12 protein-coding genes are annotated in these 15,028 nt (G+C 50.7%); 9 read left to right on the top strand and 3 right to left on the bottom strand.

Annotated features, from left to right (window positions below):
• Positions 1-176: 176 nt before the first annotated feature.
• Together ACN0YR_RS02950 and ACN0YR_RS02955 are read right to left on the bottom strand one after the other, a co-directional pair.
• Positions 177-395: a hypothetical protein gene (locus ACN0YR_RS02950; RefSeq protein ID WP_417847705.1), complete on the bottom strand. Its 219-nt coding sequence runs from the start codon at positions 393-395 to the stop codon at positions 177-179.
• Entirely contained in the window at positions 392-1,735 is a 1,344-nt protein-coding gene (locus ACN0YR_RS02955) for a DUF1501 domain-containing protein (RefSeq protein WP_417847706.1), read from the bottom strand. Before ACN0YR_RS02955 ends, ACN0YR_RS02950 begins: the two co-directional genes overlap by 4 nt.
• Positions 1,736-2,413: 678 nt before the next feature.
• Between ACN0YR_RS02955 and ACN0YR_RS02960 the strand changes: the two genes are divergently transcribed.
• From ACN0YR_RS02960 to ACN0YR_RS02995, 8 genes are all read left to right on the top strand, one after another.
• Positions 2,414-3,460, top strand: a complete 1,047-nt coding sequence (locus ACN0YR_RS02960; protein ID WP_417847707.1) for a linear amide C-N hydrolase — start codon at positions 2,414-2,416, stop codon at positions 3,458-3,460.
• A gap of 632 nt (positions 3,461-4,092) precedes the next feature.
• On the top strand, positions 4,093-5,187 hold the full coding sequence (locus ACN0YR_RS02965) for a hypothetical protein (protein WP_417847708.1): 1,095 nt from the start codon (positions 4,093-4,095) through the stop codon (positions 5,185-5,187).
• Positions 5,188-5,198: 11 nt separating this feature from the next.
• Positions 5,199-5,693, top strand: coding sequence for a ribose 5-phosphate isomerase B (rpiB, locus tag ACN0YR_RS02970; RefSeq protein WP_417847709.1), 495 nt, complete (start codon positions 5,199-5,201; stop codon positions 5,691-5,693).
• Between the two features lie 180 nt (positions 5,694-5,873).
• Positions 5,874-6,254 (top strand): glycine cleavage system protein GcvH, encoded by a 381-nt coding sequence (gene gcvH / locus ACN0YR_RS02975; protein WP_417847710.1) that lies wholly within the window; start codon positions 5,874-5,876, stop codon positions 6,252-6,254.
• A gap of 616 nt (positions 6,255-6,870) precedes the next feature.
• Positions 6,871-8,208 carry an aminomethyl-transferring glycine dehydrogenase subunit GcvPA gene (gene gcvPA, locus ACN0YR_RS02980; protein WP_417847711.1) on the top strand — a complete coding sequence of 446 codons (1,338 nt, stop codon included), beginning with the start codon at positions 6,871-6,873 and terminating at the stop codon, positions 8,206-8,208.
• Positions 8,209-8,280: 72 nt separating this feature from the next.
• Complete coding sequence (gene gcvPB / locus ACN0YR_RS02985) at positions 8,281-9,753, top strand: aminomethyl-transferring glycine dehydrogenase subunit GcvPB (protein ID WP_417847712.1); 1,473 nt, start codon at positions 8,281-8,283, stop codon at positions 9,751-9,753.
• A gap of 130 nt (positions 9,754-9,883) precedes the next feature.
• Positions 9,884-10,630: an arginyltransferase gene (locus ACN0YR_RS02990; RefSeq protein ID WP_417847713.1), complete on the top strand. Its 747-nt coding sequence runs from the start codon at positions 9,884-9,886 to the stop codon at positions 10,628-10,630.
• Positions 10,631-10,717: 87 nt separating this feature from the next.
• Complete coding sequence (locus tag ACN0YR_RS02995; protein ID WP_417847714.1) at positions 10,718-11,668, top strand: glucosamine-6-phosphate isomerase; 951 nt, start codon at positions 10,718-10,720, stop codon at positions 11,666-11,668.
• Between the two features lie 270 nt (positions 11,669-11,938).
• Here ACN0YR_RS02995 and ACN0YR_RS03000 read toward each other — a convergent pair whose 3' ends face one another.
• Positions 11,939-13,528, bottom strand: a complete 1,590-nt coding sequence (locus tag ACN0YR_RS03000) for an arylsulfatase (RefSeq protein ID WP_417847715.1) — start codon at positions 13,526-13,528, stop codon at positions 11,939-11,941.
• A 464-nt stretch (positions 13,529-13,992) separates the two neighbouring features.
• On the opposite strand from ACN0YR_RS03000, the gene ACN0YR_RS03005 reads away from it, so the two are divergent.
• Positions 13,993-14,661: a hypothetical protein gene (locus tag ACN0YR_RS03005; RefSeq protein WP_417847716.1), complete on the top strand. Its 669-nt coding sequence runs from the start codon at positions 13,993-13,995 to the stop codon at positions 14,659-14,661.
• Positions 14,662-15,028: the final 367 nt, after the last annotated feature.

Raw genomic sequence — 15,028 nt, forward strand, 5'->3', positions numbered from 1 at the left:
CTTCAAGTGGTCTGCGATTCTTGAGATTGTCTTTTAGAGCAGTTTGTTGAATCGGTGTTCAGGTTCAGCCTCGTGGCGAATCGTAACTGCATTGGTGAAACAGGTTCGACACGGAGACACGATAAAGCAAACTGCGCTCGAACGCATTCGTGTTTTATGTGTTTGTGGAGAGTGCTTTATGTGTGTGAAACTCGCACATGTCCACGAGGCAGCCCGCGTCCATGATTGTCAAGAGGACTCAAGCGATTGCATCGCTGAGGGTCTGTAAACAGCAGAGGGCTCAACTCATCGTAGTCCGGGACCATTGTCCCGGACTGACCGTTACAGGGGAGACTGGTCTTCGTGCAACAGATCGTCGATGGTTGCCTGCTGAATGTGAGGCTTTTGGGTGTCATCCAAATAGTTCTGGGATCGGTTGAGCCAGATTCTGGTCGACAAGGAATCGTGGGCGGCCCTGAAGATCGTCGAGAGTGACATGATCAACGTTGATACCGACGGACTTGTAAAGTGTCGCAAAAACTTCCTGGAAGTGGACGGGGCGTTCGATTGCTTCTTCACCCAGACGATTAGTTTTTCCAATCACCTGGCCATGTTTCATTCCGCCACCAGCAAGCAGTGCACATGAGACACGTGGCCAGTGATCGCGACCGGCGTTGGCGTTGATCTTCGGAGTTCGTCCGAATTCTCCCCAGACGACAACTGTTACATCGTCGAGCATCCCTCGGTTTTCCATGTCTTCGATAAGTGCGCTGACAGCTTGGTCGAGCATCGGCATGTCCTGACGACCACGATTGAAATTTCCTCCGTGCCAGTCCCAACGACTGAATGAAAGGGAAACACAGCGGACACCTGCTTCGATCAACCGACGTGCTTTCAGAAAGTTCGTCAGTAGCCGTGTACTGCCGTCCGATTGAAGTTTGTCTTCACCATATCCATATCGATCACGAATTTGCTGCGACTCATTTTCCAGGTCAAGAGCATCGGCAAGCTTGCTTGATGTTAAAATCCCAAATGCCTGTTGATTGAAAGAGTCCTGTCCTTCCATCATTCCCGATGCATCAATTTGAGTTCGGAATCGATCAAACGCTTTCAAGACCTGTTTTCGACTTGCTAAACGGTCGCTGGAAATTCCATTCAGGACCAGATCCGAGGCCCCATCTCCGTTGGGAGTAAAAGGAGCATGAGCGACGCCAAGGTATCCGGGCTGCCCGTTGTCTCCCCAGGGGGCGTGTCGTGTTTTCGGTGAAAGCCCAACGTACGCTGGCACAGCTGAGTCTTTTGGACCATAGACTTTAGAAAGAACCGAACCGAGTGCGGGCCAGCCACCGGGCGGTTGATTTCGGTCATGCTGACCGGTCAAACATTGGAAGGCATAGTGTGCTCCACCAGCTCCGACCATTGTACGAATGAACGTCAGCTTGTCCGCCATTGAAGCGAGTTGCGGAAACTGTTCGCAGATTTCAATGCCGGGAACTTTGGTTTGGATTGGATTGAATTCTCCCCGAATTTCAGCGGGAGCGTCTGATTTGATGTCCCACATATCCTGGTGAGGAGGTCCACCGGGCAGGAAGATCATGATCACTCCCTTTCCGTTCCCGTTCACTCCCGCCGCCTGTTCAGCTCGCAGTAATTGCGGAAGAGTCAGCCCGCCCATGGCCAGCCCACCGATTCGTAAAAACGAGCGACGATCCAAGCGATCGCACATTGGAGTACGTTTACCAAGGAGAGTGAGCATGAGAGACTCCAGGAAAAGTCAAAAGACCATCAGATGTTGGCGGGGTGGTCAATGTGTGTGGGGAAAATCAGGTGGTCACGTTCTCAAACACTTTCTAGCTGCCTGTCTCCGCGGAGATCGCTCGACATCTGAAAATCTCAGTTCCACGAAACAGAATGCGTACTCTTTTTGAAAAAGCTTGAGTGTCTCGTCAGATCCGAAATGAGATGTCGCAACAGTCAGCTCACACAGGGGCTTGGCCTGATTACTGAGTGTCGAGCATTTGTCAAATCAAATCGGATGTACAGATACTAGTATCGTCATCATTTGGAAGTATACATCAGAATAGTTGAATGCGAAGGGGAATGTCAATTTCTGACGCTGAGTTCCTCTTGGATCAACGATTCTCGATTCTGAGTTTCTGTGATCTGTTTTGGCGAAGATTGGACGGGTTGCAATGATTTCAACGATCACGCGAGGGCTCTGAAAATGTTTCGCGTAGAGGCGACGAGCAGCTGAATTACGCAATGCCTCCCACTGTTTGGAGAGATAGGGTCGTTGTTGATCAAGACTTTGTAACCGGCTGGGACGGACAGTCCAACGCGGTTGCGGTTCACGAAAAATAGATTTGGCGATTGGGGTCCCGCTTGTTGCGGGTGACTGTGGACGTCGCCGTAAAATGAGAATTGAGAGTTATTTATGAGTCGTTACTTCTTCTTCGCGATGACAGCCCTTGTAGGCGGTTTGCTGATTGCGACACCCGTACAATCCTGTTCCCGCGTTCTATGGAATGACAGCGGACAATCGGTAGTTGTCGGCCGGAACATGGACTGGTTTGAGGATATCAGGAGCAACATGTGGATTCTTCCACGTGGAATGGAGCGAAACGGTCTGGCAGAGACAAACCCGTTACGCTGGACCAGCAAGTACGGGAGTGTCATCGTCTCTTGCTACGATGTTGGGACTGCTGATGGAATTAACGAGAAAGGGCTGGCTGGTCACCTGTTGTACTTGCCGGAAACTTCGGTCGGACCTCGCGACGAATCTCTTCCGGGTTTGTGCATGTCGATGTGGGTGCAGTATTACCTCGACCAGTTTGCGACTGTTGAAGAGGCAGTTAATTCCTACAAAGAGCATCCCTATCAATTGCAGATGGCTGTCGAACCTTCCAGCGGGAAGGCGGTTACTGTGCACATCGCATTGAACGATTCCAGTGGCGACTCTGCGGTGATCGAATGTATCAATGGGAAAATCAAGTTTTATCACGACCGCAGTTATACTGTCATGACGAACCAGCCATCGTTTGATAAACAGCTCGAGAATCTGAAGCAATACCGTGGGTTCGGGGGTGAAAAGCGATTGCCGGGGACGCATGAACCTGCTGACCGTTTTGTTCGCGGGGCCTATTATGTGAAACATCTACCGAAGCCGACATCTGAGCGAGAAGCCATCGCAGCCATGATGAGTGTTATGCGCAATGTGTCGGCCCCGTTCGGAATCGCTGATCCGGAACGTCCGAACGTCTCGACCACGATCTGGCGAACCGTCACCGATTTAAGCAAAGGTGTGCTTTACTACGATTCGGTCTTCAGTCCTCAGGTGTTCTGGGTAGACACGAAGAAGGTGAACTTCGACTCAGGTCAGCCAGTTCGCAAGCTCACGCTGATCGAAAATTACGACCTTGCGGGAGAGGTGTCAGGCGAATTCGTCCCGACTCCGATGTTCGATTTCCTTGCTCCAGAGTAATCGGCAACTTCCCAAACATTTCAGTGACGAATCTGAATTCAGCGACGAATCTGAATCGACGAGTTTCGCCTGTGGCGCGGAACGTGTCGGAGGCGGAGGACTCCTGCAAATGTTACTTTGATTTCATGTTATAACGATTGCGTGGAATAGGGGCTTCCAATCGACCCGATGCGAAGAGCAGGGTTGATTGGAAGTTTTGTTTTTAGAGCAATTTGCTCTACCGTTTGCCCGTGAAGAACGCATTTCTCTAGTAAAAATGCTGTTCGCCACGAGGCAGAACCTCCAAACCAATCCGAAAGATGCTCTAGTGGTTGAACGGTCAGGCACATTGATGCGTGGCTGATTTCTGAGAGTCTCGACCCGCTTTGGGCAAATGAGCGGCTGAGCGATTTGATGTCTGTACTGGCAACAATGCTCTTTGATTGATCAAAGAAAGTTCGCCAGTTGATCCTAGGTATCGTTCGGGATACGATACGCATTTGCGGAGTTCTTCCGCTGAGAGGCATCTTATTAAAACGCTACAGTTTCAGTTGTCACTTTCCAGTTGTCGCTGCGATTCACCAAGATTGTGATTCACAGAGGTGATGATCATGAAATCAGATTTTGTTAGAGCTTATTAGTATCTATCCCGCATGACCCAGACTATCAACCTCGATGAGATCAACGACGAGACCGACGCTCTTCGTGTCGCTGTGTCGCAACTTGAGGCTGGAAAGGTCGTTGCGGTTCCGGTTGAAGTCGGGATGCTGGTTCTGGCTTTACCGAATCAGCTTGGTGCCGCCAGTCGACTCGCCGAAATCGCCAAAGCTGCGACCGAGGCGATTCCGGTTGTTGCGCTGGCACATCGCAGCGTGATTGATGATTACGCTGACAACTTATCGACACTTGTTTATAAGCTCTCTCGACGATGTTGGCCGGGGCCGGTTGCTTTGCGAGTCGGTGGAGGAGAGCCCGAAGGGTTTTCAGCGGACTGGAGTGGTGTCGCTCGGGAATGGGCATTGAATGCCTCCGGGCGAGTTTTTGCTATTCCCAGATTAAATTTTTCAAATACGCTATTAAAACGACTTTCGACACCAGCCTTGGGGTTGGTCATTCCACAGTCAGATGTAGATCGTTTGGATGTGGGCTGGGTTGACCTGATTTTTTCCTCGAACGAAGAAGTTTACGAGGAAGGATTAACAGTCGTTGATGTCGATGGGCAAAATTACCAACTAGAGCGAGCAGGCGCTGTGACAAAACTGAGTTTTTCTCGTTTGACAGGCGAAGTGTACGTTTTCGTGTGTACAGGCAACACCTGTCGCAGCCCGATGGCGGAAGCACTTTTTCGAAACATGCTTGCACAGCAAATGCAATGTGCGGATGATGAACTCTTGGACAGAGGGTACACTGTCGTCTCGGCGGGGCTTGCAGCCTATCCGGGATCGCCAGCGAGTCCAGAAGCGGTTGCCCTTTTGAAAGAGCAAGGCATCGACATGTCTTCTCATGAAAGTCGACCAGTCACTGAAGAATTACTGTTCCATAGTGATCACATTATCACAATGACTCAGAATCACCGTGATGCAATTTTGAATGCGTTTCCGGAACTCGCCGGGAAAACACGGCTCCTCTCGGACTCCGGAAAAGATGTTTCCGATCCGATCGGGGCTGGGGTCGAGGAGTACGAGATTTGCCGAAATGAGATTGAAGGCTATTTAAGATTGCTACTTGACCAGCAGTCGTCAACATAAGGAACCCTCATATGAAAGTTGCCATCGCAAGCGATCATCGTGGCGTCAGAGTCAAAGGACAGATTCTTGCTCAGTTAGACGAGCTGGGATACGAAAGTGTCGATTTCGGCCCTGGCGACGACACGAGTGTCGACTATCCAGATTATGCAGGGAAGGTTGCCGAAGCTGTCGGGACTGGTGAAGTGGATCGTGGAATTCTGATCTGTGGAACCGGCATGGGGATGTGCATTACTGCCAACAAATTCCCCAAAGTGCGAGCTGTCTCCTGTCATGACGATGTGACAGCGGAATACTCGCGCCGTCATAACGATGCAAACATCATGTGCCTCTCCGCAGACATGCTCGGTGATCGGCTTCTCGGACGAATTGTCGATTTGTGGTTGAAGACCGAATTCGAAGGGGGACGTCATCAGCGTCGCATCGACAAGATTTCGGACATCGAACACAAATATTGTTGCAGTGAAACCCCCACTGAAACAGGCAAGACCAGCTGCGACGTGACTTAAGGTTCAGCTTCAAGATTCAAGAAAATTTAACGAACTTCAGGCTGTACCCGAGTGTGATGCGTCAGGCAAATTTGTCCGCTTGCCTCCGATCCCTCGCCTCTTGACGAGACAGCTTGGACTCAACTTCCGTTCAAGTGATTGCGGCTGACAGGTCGCTCAAAAATCCCCAGGAGAAACCGCATGGATGTCTCTTCCATGAAATTTGCAAAGACGCATGAGTGGGTCGCCCTGGATGGTGACGTTGCTACCATTGGAATTAGTGACTTCGCCGTCAAGGAATTGACAGATGTTGTTCACATTGAACTTCCGTCAGTCGGAAAAACCGTCGCTGCCGGAGAGGAAATGGGTGAGATCGAAAGCGTGAAAGCTGTCAGTGATCTTTACGCTCCTGTGAGTGGTGAAATTGTCGAAGTCAACGATTCACTCGAAGCCGATCTCGGACCACTTTCAGATGACCCGTTCCAAGCCGGTTGGATCGTGAAGATCAAAGCGTCCGATCCGAGTGAGTTAGACGCGTTAATGGATCATGCTGCCTATCAGGCAAGTTGTGAAAGCCATTAGGGCAACTTCCGATATTGTTTGCCCGCAGTTCAGCCCGCGAGCAACTGGTTTCGTCAATTTTTGATCAATTGGCCAGTACTGATTGACTCGTGTTCACTGCACAGGTTCCACAAAAGTTGATTCCATTGAAGGGTGACTCTCCACGAAGTCAATCGCGAGTACGATTTCGAAGAATGATTGAGTTTTGTGGCTCTTCCATACTGAGATGAAAATCGACTCCGTTTGATAACCCAACTCACAAGCTTGTGTTCTGGATTTTATGTAGCGGGTGGCTGCTCGATAGAAAGCATCCGTGTGATTCCAAGTGGGGCGATTTCCCAGTTTGAGAAACATTCTCAATTTGTTCAAACGGACTCGTAATCGAATCCCAGCCCGATACGATTCTCTGTTGAAGACCAGCGATCGGATGAGCATTGATCCTGAACATCGGGATTGGCTTTCTGACTCCGAGGGAAACAATCGATGCATCGGTTTCCGGGCTGATTCTCAATTTCAAAGGCTGCCAGGGATGTTGCAGTCGTTAACAACGTTGGTCACTCACGGTTGATGAGCTGAGTCCAGCGATTTCATCTTGATTGAACTGGACTCATCAAGACGAAACTCCAGGAGCTTCAGCGTGGCGTATCTTTACAATACACCAGAACAACAGCAGCAAATGCTAGATGTGATAGGTGTCGAATCAATTGAGCAACTTCTGACACAAGTTCCGAAAGAACTGCAGCTGGATCGTCCACTTGATCTTCCAGCTCCTATGACGGAACTGGCTCTCGAACAGCACGTCGGGAAGCTGGCTGCCAAAAACAACGTTGATCGCGTTTGTTTTCTCGGCGGAGGAGCGTACGATCACTACATCCCATCAGTGATCGACGAACTCGCCAGCCGTGGGGAATACTACACTGCTTACACACCGTACCAGGCTGAGGCGAGCCAGGGGACACTGCAGGCGTTCTTTGAGTACCAGTCACTAATCTGTGCCTTGACCGGATTCGACGTCTCCAATGCCAGCCTGTACGAAGGTGGAACCGCAGTCAGTGAAGCTGCCTTCATGGCGATGCGCGTCACACGTCGGCATGGGAAAGTTCTCATCTCTGAAGGAGTTCATCCAGAGTACCGGCACGTTCTCGAAACCTATGTGCGGAATCTGGAGACCGAAGTGGTCACGATTCCAATGGTCAATGGAACGACTGACCTCGCCAAAGCGAAAGAGTTGATTGACGATCAGACGGCATGTCTGATCTTTCAGCAACCAAACTTTTTTGGATGTGTCGAGGATGGTGAAGAGCTTTGCAAAATTGCCAAAGAGCATGGTGCACTTTCGGTTGTCTCGTTTGATCCAATCAGTCTAGGGCTGATGAAGCGTCCCGCGGATTACGGTGCCGATGTCGCTGTCGCGGAAGGGCAGTCACTCGGAGTCCCTTTGCAATACGGTGGACCGTATCTCGGGATTCTTGCTTGTCGCAATGACTATGTCCGAAAAATGCCTGGTCGGTTGATTTCAATGACGACTGACCGAAATGGCAAACAATGCTATGTTCTCGGATTACAGACTCGGGAACAGCATATTCGCAGAGACAAAGCGACGAGTAACATTTGCACAAACCAGGGGCTGTTAGCACTCCGTGCGACTTTCTATCTCTCTCTGATGGGACCGGAAGGAATGCGTGAAGCAGCTGAGCTTTGCTGTCAGAAAGCCCACTACGCAGCGGACCAACTCACAAAGATTGACGGCGTCGATCTGATGTTCGATACCCCCTTCTTCAAAGAATTCACTCTTCGCGTGAAAGGGGGAGCTGAGAAGTTCCTGAAGCGGGCGGCTGCGGCAGGATTTGATTTGGGACCGGAATTGAGCCAATTCCCGCAAGCTCCACAATCTGTTCAAGATGGTGTGCTGGTCGCGGTGACGGAATCAAGAACAAAAGAAGAGATCGACGCACTTGTCGCGGCTCTTGCGTGATAACACGTCCTGAAACGCAGACTTTTCTCAATCAATAATTAGAGTAGACGTTGCGAGACGTCAGGTTTTTTTATGCGTAACACAATTTCAACTCGACCGCTTTTCGAACTTTCCTTTCCGGGACGTCGTGCCGCAATGCTGCCCGCCTGTGATGTTCCCGAGCAGGAACTCAGCTCGCTTTTGCCAGCGAAATCACTGGCAGACAAAACTGCTCCGCTGCCTGAACTTGCTGAGGGTGATGTGGTTCGACACTTTGTGAATCTCTCGACAATGAACATGTGCGTTGACACGCATTTCTACCCGCTCGGCAGTTGTACGATGAAGTACAATCCCAAGCGACACGAGCGACTCTCGCGAACTCATGGGCTCGGGGATTTGCATCCTTATGCACGTCCGGAAGATTCGCAGGGGATGCTGCACCTGCTTTATGAGTTGCAGGAGATGCTCGGTGAGATCGCCGGCCTGCCAGCAGTTTCCTTGCAACCGGCAGCTGGAGCCCAAGGGGAACTCGCAGCGTTGCATGTTGCTTCGGCCTATTTTAAGAGCAAAGGCGAAAATCGAACGAAGGTCGTCTTTCCAAGTAGTGCACACGGAACCAATCCGGCCAGTGCTGCGTTAGCAGGTTTCGATTGTGTCCAACTCGAGCCCTCTGAGAGCGGACTGGTTGACCCTGATGATCTGTTGAAGCATGTCGATGAGCAGACAGCTGTCTTCATGATTACGAATCCCAATACGCTTGGGCTTTTCGAAAAAGATATCGCGAAGATCTCCAGCATTCTGCACGATGTCGGCGGTCTTGTTTACATCGATGGGGCAAATATGAACGCCATTCTTGGCATCACCCGCCCGGGCGATTTCGGCGGAGACATGATGCACTACAACGTTCATAAAACCTTCACTGGACCACACGGTGCTGGAGGTCCGGGAGCAGGTCCGATTGCGGTTCGCGATTTTCTGGCAGATTTTCTTCCGGGACCGGTTGTGACAAAATCACAAGAGGATGGGACCGATGTTTATCAGTTAACGACACCTTCGAGAAGCATCGGCCGGATGCGTTCGTTCTTTGGGAATGTTGGGATTCTCCTTCGTGGATATTTCTACTTACGCACTCTCGGCGCTCAAGGCTTGCGGGATGTTTCAGAACACGCTGTGTTGAATGCCAACTACCTAAAAGCCCGTCTCAGCGATATTCTTCCAGTCCCACGTGGAGAATTCTGTATGCATGAATTTGTCGCATCGGCACGGCAGCTCAAGGATGCACAAGGGATTACCGCGATGGATATCGCCAAGCGTCTACTCGATTTCGGATTCCACGCTCCGACTGTTTACTTCCCGCTCGTTGTTGCAGAAGCAATGATGATTGAACCTACGGAAACGGAGTCCAAAGAAACTCTGGACGCCTTCGTAGAAGCGATTCAGACGATCGTGAAAGAGGATGCAAGTTTCCTTCATGATGCACCGCACAGTACAATCATTCGGCGGCCCGATGAAGTTTCCGCTGCCAGGAATCCGCTCTTGAACTGGCAGGCATGCGTGAAGGATTAGAGCATTTTCAATGCTTGCCGTGCCCGTGAAGGACGCGTTTTACCAGTGAAAATGTTTTCCGCCATCAGGCAGATCGCGAAACCGATTTTCGAAAATCCTTCAGGGCAACGGGTTCAATATTGATGAGATCATGGAACGACAGAAACTCCCTGAAGAAGCTTTGAGAATCACGGAGTCTCCCCGTCCATGTTCTTACATCCCGTCCGAAACTGCATCGCTCGAGTATCGACTCTTTCACTCTCTTAAGCCGAGCGAGGTCGAGTTCCTTTTAGAACGTGGCTGGCGGCGTTTCGGCAGTCACCTCTTTCGGCCAGCTTGCGAAAATTGTTCTCAGTGCGTTCCGATTCGGGTCGATGTTGAGAATTTCCAGCCGACGAAGAGCCAGCGAAGAGCGAAACGCCGAAACGAGCACATCACAGTTTCGCTACATGAACCGGGGCTCACTCAGCAGCATCTCGACTTGTACAACCGTTGGCATGTCGACATGACCGACCGGCGTGGCTGGAAGTTGCAGCAATCCTCTCCGCAGAATTATGCAGAAGGGTTTCTCTCGGGGGATTTTCCAAGCTTGCATGAGCTTCGATATTTCGATGGTGAATTGCTTGTCGGTGTTGGTCTGATCGATTTGCTGCCGCATTCGATTTCCAGTGCGTATTTTTATCATGACCCCGACTGGCGATCGCTCAGCCCGGGAACTTTCTCGATGGTTTGCGAGATCGAATTTGCTCAGCGATTAGGTTTAAAGCACTTGTACCTGGGATACTGGATCGATGAGTGCCCATCGATGGAATACAAAAATCGCTTTTACCCATCGGAGACGTTAGTTGGGTATCCAGCTGACGAGAAGCGTCCAATCTGGAAACCGTATGCGGATTGAGTTGCCGTCTCGTTGCAGTTGGAGGATACTGTCACTTCCTGACAATTCTTGTTTGTGTATGTGACTTTGAAAGAGTTTGGAGAGACCATGGATTTGCTGTCGACGTTGAGCGGTTCCTTGATGGAAAACTTTTATCCTGCGGGTTGGGATCTCGCCAAAATCGATGCTTGTGTCGATGATGATCCATCGACAATCACTGATCGGCAATCGTGGTGGCATCCTGATTTCGAGCCGATTCCGTGCCAGTCGGTCGCAGATTTCGACACTCTGATGGGGCACGAAATCGCGAAGACGATTCGTCGGACCGGCGAGGAAGGCAAGCAACTCGCTTTCATCCTTCCAGTCGGACCGATGGGGATGTATCGCTGGGCGGTCTACTTCCTCAATGAATGGGGTGTCGATTGCAAGCATGTCCATGGCTTCAACATGGATGAGTGGAGTGACTCTGAAGGAAATACACTTCCGAGTGATAATACAGGTGCGTTTCAATACGCTATGGAGCAGGCCTTCTACGGCCCATTAGGCGACCTTACGGTTCCTGAAAACCAACGTAACTTCGCAACGAAGGACAACTTGCCGACATACGCAGAAAAGATTGCTGCGATCAAAGATGGTGGCGGTGAACTGGCAGTGGCTTTCGGGATTGGTCGAGTCTGTCATATTGCTTTCTGGGAACCACATTTCGCTGCCGAGTATGAATCAGAAGCTGATTGGAAAAAGGCCACACACCGCATCGCTGCGAAACTGCATCCGCTCACCATTGAGCAAAATGCGATCACGAGTTTCAAGAGTCGGACCACACATGTGCCTGCTTACGCGAACACCGTTGGACCGGGGCTCTTTCTTCAGGCCGATCACATTATTGGAGGAGCGGACGGAGTTCTTTCACGCGGGATGATGTGGCAAGGACTTAGCTTGTGGATGACATTGCGACACGAACCGACTTCCTGGATTCCATCAACTTACATGCCGACGCAATCAGGCCGTCTCTTCTTCCTGGAAGAACTCGCAGGTCCGCTACTTGCCGAATGCAATTAACACTCGATTCAGACTGAAGTTCACAACTTGAGTGGACTGATCCAAGGTTGATCAATCACACGTTGCTCGTGTTCGCATTTGCGAATACGAGCAACAATTTTGATAGGTCCCTCAAAGATCGTTTCAGGGTCATGAGCGTGCGGGGTAGAGCATCTTCACAGTTGGCGTGCGATAAATCGCTGCATCTTGAGTGGTCATTGACCTCCCCCCAGGGCTCAATGGGGTAGTGAAAATAAAAAACATTCTCTGCGTGGCAACGGGAGAGAGAATTCACTCGACTGTTCCAACGCGTTTTTGCCATGCTTCAAATTGGCGTGTGAGTTGCTCCAGACGTGCTGGTTCTTGGCTGGCAAGGTCATTGGTTTCAGTCCCGTCAGCCTCAAGGTTGAAGAGTTGCCACGTTCCACCTTTGTGAGCTCTCACAGCTTTCCAGTTACCAACACGAATTGCGTGATGCTGAGGCACCATCCAGCAAAGCTGTTTATGTTCTTCTCGCTGTTTGTTTTGAAAGATCGGTAACAGGCTTTTGCCCTCCACTGGTAACGGTCGTCGACCATTGAATTCGGTCGGGTATTCGGCATTCGCGACATCCACAAAAGTTGCCATGAAGTCAATGGCATGCCCAGGTTGTCTGGTGATTTGATCACCCTTGCGGATCACTGCAGGCCAACGAACGACCAGTGGTGTTCGAATTCCCCCTTCGTACCCTTCCATTTTCGTTCCACGAAACGGGGTATTGCTCGCATTGGCCCAGGCGGGTCCGTAAGCGGCAAATGTGTCGTGAGGTCCGGGAAGATTCTCGGGACCGCTCCCTGGTCGAATCGGCTGACCATCTTTTCTCCAAGTGGTGTTGTTGCCACTCGGACTAAATCCAAAGCCGCTTTTTCCCGGAGACAGCCCGCCATCCGGAGCAGCACCGTTATCGGAAAGAAACATGACGAGCGTGTTATCGACTTCGCCCGCCTCCTCAAGAGTCTTAAGAAGTTGACCCAGACCACGATCAATTGCTGCGACTTGTGCAGCATAGACTGCCATCCTCTCAGCTTGCCAGTTTTTGAACTTGTCAGTCTCCCAGTCTCGAACTCCTGGCGAACGTGCTGCAAGTTTCCATTCGGTCGGAATCAGCCCAGACTGTCGCTGGCTTTCAAAACGCCGCCGTCGAATCTCATCCCATCCCTGCTCTCGATACGTTTCCCGATAGCGTACTACGTCTGCTTCTCGTGCATGAAGCGGCCAGTGTGGAGCAATGTGTGCAACATACAAGAAGAACGGTTTCTTTTTGTTGACGTTCGATTTCAGGAAACGTAAGGCATGGTCATTGAGAGCATCAGTTAGATAGAAATCATCCGGCAACTCGACCCGTTCACGGTCCATGAAATAGGGATTGCCTTTCACTTCGTGAAAGTAACTGATCTTGGCCTGACACATTGGCCCAAAAAAATGATCAAATCCGCGATCCAAAGCGGAATCTCGCCCCTGCCATTTTCCGACCATCGCGGTGTTGTATCCGGCTTGCTGAAGCACCTCGCCGAGAGTGACGCACTTGTTAAAGTCTTTTGGTTCATTCCAGCGGTCACCACGATGGCCAACTTGCTGGGAGTACAATCCTGTGAGCAACGAAGCGCGGGTCGGTCCGCAAATTGCATTGTTATAGAACTGCGTGAATCGCAAGCCTTCTCGGGCGAGTGAGTCAATGTGTGGCGTCTCAATTTCGCCTCCGTAACAACCGATATCCGACCAGCCGAGGTCATCTGCCATGACAAGAATGATATTAGGCTGGCGTCCCGCTGTAGTTTCGGCCCCAAATAATGGGAGCGGAATAGCAAGCAAAAACAAGACAACCAAGAGGTTTTTGTTCATGAGGTTTTCGCCATTTCATTTTAGAGCAGGTTCTGAAACCTGATTCTGTTCATTCAAACTCGTCTCACTGAAAGGCAGTATAAGATTCGAGATTCTGCCCAACCAGAGCGGGTTCTTCGAGACCCTGTGTGGACCTGCGGAACTGGCGATGTCATTCTCTGAAAACCGTTTCAACGAGGGCCGATTTTGACTGCATCTACTGGTTCAAGTATATGTGATGTCCAATTTTCCATATGCATCACACTCCCCGAGGACATAAGAAACGCGAAAGTTTTTTACCTTTGAGTTCCAGCTGCCGTCTGGACGGAGAGCTGGTCCTTTCAGGATATTCAACAGATCGCAAGTTGGGTCGCAAAAATTTGCCGTCGACAGAAATGGCGACATTTTTCAGAATGTATTAACTCAGACATGATCAATGAGAACGGGTTATTTGAGAAAAGCGGTCGTTCAGCAAGGGGACATGGATGTTCTGTTCGGAATGTGGCGTCGAAGCGAGTGGGAAGTTTTGCTTCAATTGTGGAAACCGATTGCATGGTGTGGAATCGGGAGAGACCGGGAAGGCTGTCGCTCCGGTGGCTCCGCATGTCGATTGGCGAAATGAAGTTCAGTGCGAGAAAATTATTCAGGTGGAGGCAGTCCGGTCGGTCATTGCCGGGCATGCCAGGCGGGCGTCGAAGGGACTGAGCGGTGAGGAATGTCTATCGATCTATGACAGCATCGTTTCGTCACCTGTTCCGCTGGCAAAGCTTGCGACACTTGTTCAGCCGTTTTACGCAGCTCGTGGAGTCCGCACAGGAAAGGAGCGTGCAGGACAGATCTCCGCTCCGGTGGGAGTAGTGATTGCCCGCGCTCTATGCTCGCTGGCCAAGCATGGTCAGACGTTTGAAACCGTCGAACAGGCAGAGGATGCCTGCACGTTGATCGCAGAGCTTCCGTCGTCAATTCTGGCACTCAAGGGGGAAATCCGAATCACGATCACGCGGCAACAAGGTCCAACGCGTGTCACTGCCCTGACGAACATTCCCGGACAATGGTTCGATTGGGGGAAGAGCCGAAATTGCCTCGATCAACTCTTCCTGGACTTACGCTCAACGATGGGGCTTCCTGATGAATCGAGGAAAGACGCTGCCTGAGTGATGCTGGTTTCGCTCATCGAAACTTTGACAAGCATGAGAGCAACGACTCCAGATGGCCTTCGCTTTCCAGAAAAATCTGAAGAAGGTTACGTTGACCAGCCAAGGCTGAAGTGACTTGGTCACGCGAGTCTCGATTTCCTGCTGTCAAAAGATCAATCAAACTGTTGATTCCCGCGATCCCTTGTATTTATTTATCTCGGTCAGTCAAACTGCATGATTCTAGAGCAGTTTGCTCTACCGTATGCCCGTGAAGAACGCACTTCTCTAGTAAAAATACTGTTCGCCACGAGGCAGAACCTGCAAACCAATTCGAAAGATGCTCTATAAGACACGGTGCCACGAGATCGTGACGAACGCTTTGGGG

This window comes from Thalassoglobus sp., from assembly GCF_048270125.1.
Lineage (GTDB): Bacteria > Planctomycetota > Planctomycetia > Planctomycetales > Planctomycetaceae > Thalassoglobus.

What these genes read in the sequence shown, in the direction of transcription:
- ACN0YR_RS02950 (WP_417847705.1), bottom strand. Translation starts at nt 395, where the DNA reads ATGACACCCAAAAGCCTCACATTCAGCAGGCAACCATCGACGATCTGT.
- ACN0YR_RS02955 (WP_417847706.1), bottom strand. Translation starts at nt 1,735, where the DNA reads ATGCTCACTCTCCTTGGTAAACGTACTCCAATGTGCGATCGCTTGGAT.
- ACN0YR_RS02960 (WP_417847707.1), top strand. Translation starts at nt 2,414, where the DNA reads ATGAGTCGTTACTTCTTCTTCGCGATGACAGCCCTTGTAGGCGGTTTG.
- ACN0YR_RS02965 (WP_417847708.1), top strand. Translation starts at nt 4,093, where the DNA reads ATGACCCAGACTATCAACCTCGATGAGATCAACGACGAGACCGACGCT.
- rpiB (WP_417847709.1), top strand. Translation starts at nt 5,199, where the DNA reads ATGAAAGTTGCCATCGCAAGCGATCATCGTGGCGTCAGAGTCAAAGGA.
- gcvH (WP_417847710.1), top strand. Translation starts at nt 5,874, where the DNA reads ATGGATGTCTCTTCCATGAAATTTGCAAAGACGCATGAGTGGGTCGCC.
- gcvPB (WP_417847712.1), top strand. Translation starts at nt 8,281, where the DNA reads ATGCGTAACACAATTTCAACTCGACCGCTTTTCGAACTTTCCTTTCCG.
- ACN0YR_RS02990 (WP_417847713.1), top strand. Translation starts at nt 9,884, where the DNA reads ATGGAACGACAGAAACTCCCTGAAGAAGCTTTGAGAATCACGGAGTCT.
- ACN0YR_RS02995 (WP_417847714.1), top strand. Translation starts at nt 10,718, where the DNA reads ATGGATTTGCTGTCGACGTTGAGCGGTTCCTTGATGGAAAACTTTTAT.
- ACN0YR_RS03000 (WP_417847715.1), bottom strand. Translation starts at nt 13,528, where the DNA reads ATGAACAAAAACCTCTTGGTTGTCTTGTTTTTGCTTGCTATTCCGCTC.
- ACN0YR_RS03005 (WP_417847716.1), top strand. Translation starts at nt 13,993, where the DNA reads ATGTTCTGTTCGGAATGTGGCGTCGAAGCGAGTGGGAAGTTTTGCTTC.